The organism is Achromobacter sp. GbtcB20 (assembly GCF_019091095.1).
Classification (GTDB): Bacteria; Pseudomonadota; Gammaproteobacteria; order Burkholderiales; family Burkholderiaceae_B; genus Achromobacter; species Achromobacter mucicolens.
The window spans coordinates 1-2,541 of sequence record NZ_JAGXJZ010000055.1 but is presented as its reverse complement, the minus strand read 5'-3'; the positions used below and the strand labels follow the sequence as shown (position 1 = coordinate 2,541).

Sequence of the window (2,541 nt, the reverse complement as noted above, 5' to 3'; positions counted from 1 at the left end):
CCGAATAGATTTGAGCAAAGCCCAATTTACGCCAACACAAACCCGCTTGCAAAAATCGGGCTGACCATAGATTTTTTCATGCCGGAATGCCTGCCCGGTCACACCACGACCGGCTCGGGCTCCAGGCGCACGCCATAGCGATCGGCCACCGCATCCTGCACCGCGCGCGCCAATCCCATGATGTCTGCGGCGGTGGCGCCCCCGCGATTGACGAGCACGAGCGCCTGGCGGTCATGCACGCCCGCCGCCCCCAGCGCCCTTCCCTTCCAGCCGCACTGATCGATCAGCCAGCCTGCGGCCAGCTTGAAGCGGCCGTCCGCCTGCGCGTACGACACCAGGCCAGGAAAGCGCTGCGCCAACGCGTCACGCTGGGCGGCCGGCACGATGGGATTCTTGAAGAAGCTGCCGGCATTGCCCGTGACCGCGGGATCGGGCAGCTTGGCGCGCCGGATCTCGCACACCGCATCGAAGACATCGCGCGCGCTGGGCGATGCGCCCGACAGCCGCGGATGGCGTTGCAGATCGGGATACGCCAGCACCGGCCGCCACGGCCGCGGCAAGACAAAGCGCACGCTCACGATGATCCAGCGCCCGGGCGCATCATGCTTGAACACGCTGTCGCGGTACGAGAACTGGCAATCGGCCGCCTGCATTTCCACAAAGCGCGCCTCGCGCACATCCCAAGCCGTCAGGCTGTGAAGGCGTTCCTGCAGCTCGACGCCATAGGCGCCGATGTTCTGCACGGGCGCCGCGCCCACGGTGCCGGGGATCAACGCCAGATTTTCCAGGCCATCCCATCCCTGCGCGACGCAGGCCGACACGAATCCATGCCAGCTCTCGCCGCCTGCCGCTTCGACGATCCACGCGTCCGGCCGCGATTCCAGCAGCCGCACACCTTGGAAGGCCACGCGCGCAACCAGGCCGGGCACGCGCTCGGGCAGCACCACGTTGCTGCCGCCGCCCAGCACGAGCAACGACGGCGCCGTTTGCGCCAGGGCGGACAACGCGGGCAATTGCGCGGGCTCGCGCAGCGCGACGAACGCATCGGCCCGCGATGCCAGTCCCAACGTATTCAGACCAGTGAGGTCCTGCACGGACGAAGACAAGGAATCGGGCGCGGATCCCGCGAAGGAATTTGACATGAGTGCTACGAGGTATGCTATAGTTTCTGTCTTCGCTCAGTTTACTTGATTGAGTGCTTGACCCGATTTACAGCGTAAATCGCAGCCAGCCAGACCGGCTCAGGACAAGCTCAAAAAATCGTGCTAGACTGCGCGCCTTCTGATCGATAACCAAGTTGGTCAGAGTGAATAAGAAAAGCGGTTCTGGGCAGTTTACGGAACCAATGCGGGAGTAGCTCAGTTGGTAGAGCGCAACCTTGCCAAGGTTGAGGTCGCGAGTTCGAGACTCGTCTCCCGCTCCAGATTTTGATCTGCAGCGCTTTTTCAAATCGCTGCAAATCGTTGAAAGCAAGGGCCGAAAGGCCCTTTTTTCATGCCTGAAACACCGGGTTCGCCAACGCAGGCGCATCGGCTTGATGGATGAAAAAATTAATGTATACTCTCGCCTCGCTGATCGGCCAGCCGCCAGAATTCTCAAGATTCAAACGGACCCTCAGCGATGCGGTCAGTGTGCAAATGCGGGAGTAGCTCAGTTGGTAGAGCGCAACCTTGCCAAGGTTGAGGTCGCGAGTTCGAGACTCGTCTCCCGCTCCAGATTTCGATCTGCAGTGCAAAGACCCTAAAAAGCATGTACAATCGCTTTCTTTGCTGAACAGCCCTGATACCAATGCAGGCTTTCACTAAAAGCAAATAAAGCAGTGGGAAAGCTGTACCGCAAAGCAGTACGGCAAAGTAGTACAGCAAAGTAGTACCCCCGCGGGAGTAGCTCAGTTGGTAGAGCGCAACCTTGCCAAGGTTGAGGTCGCGAGTTCGAGACTCGTCTCCCGCTCCAATTTATGATCTACAGACTTCCACTGACGTCTGTAAGTCATTGAAAAGAGGAGCTTCGGCTCCTTTTTTCATTCCAGCGAAAGCCACGGAAGTCCACTGACAGCCACCATTTTTGAGGCCAAAAACAAGGCCAAAGAATGCGGGTCGTGCCGGTTCCGGGTTGTTGCTGGGGTTGGATCGGGATGACAAGCAGCATCGGGCCTAAGTCCAAGACTTAGGAGCTTGATGATGACACTCTCTGATCTGACCGTGCGGCAAGCCAAGGCCGCCGAGAAAACCTACAGCATCCCCGACACCGATGGCCTCGGCCTGGTGGTCGCCCGCACCGGCGGCAAGTCGTGGCATTTGCGCTATTACTGGCTGGGCAAGCAAAAGCGCACCTCCCTGGGGAACTACCCCGAGATCGGCTTGCGCGAAGCGCGCACCTTGCGCGACGAAGCCCGGGCGCTTCTGGCAAAGGGCGTCAACCCCCATACCGATCGGAAACAGAAGCGACACGCGGTCAAGCTTGCGGCCGACTACACCTTCAAGGCCGGCTTCGATGCGTGGGTCGAGCATCGCCGCAAGGAAATCAAGGAGGGCAGGAACA

General features: G+C 60.1%; 2 protein-coding genes and 3 tRNA genes. 4 read left to right on the top strand and 1 reads right to left on the bottom strand.

Annotated elements, in window-relative coordinates:
• Positions 1-98: 98 nt before the first annotated feature.
• Positions 99-1,142 (bottom strand): UDP-N-acetylmuramate dehydrogenase, encoded by a 1,044-nt coding sequence (gene murB / locus KVT32_RS27660; protein ID WP_217619145.1) that lies wholly within the window; start codon positions 1,140-1,142, stop codon positions 99-101.
• A gap of 205 nt (positions 1,143-1,347) precedes the next feature.
• Between murB and KVT32_RS27655 the strand changes: the two genes are divergently transcribed.
• The 4 genes from KVT32_RS27655 to KVT32_RS27640 form a co-directional block, all read left to right on the top strand.
• A tRNA-Gly gene (locus KVT32_RS27655) sits at positions 1,348-1,423 on the top strand.
• A 216-nt stretch (positions 1,424-1,639) separates the two neighbouring features.
• Positions 1,640-1,715: transfer RNA gene (locus KVT32_RS27650), tRNA-Gly, on the top strand.
• A gap of 162 nt (positions 1,716-1,877) precedes the next feature.
• A tRNA-Gly gene (locus KVT32_RS27645) sits at positions 1,878-1,953 on the top strand.
• A 224-nt stretch (positions 1,954-2,177) separates the two neighbouring features.
• On the top strand, positions 2,178-2,541 hold a 364-nt coding region (locus tag KVT32_RS27640; RefSeq protein WP_217619144.1), incomplete at its 3' end, for an Arm DNA-binding domain-containing protein.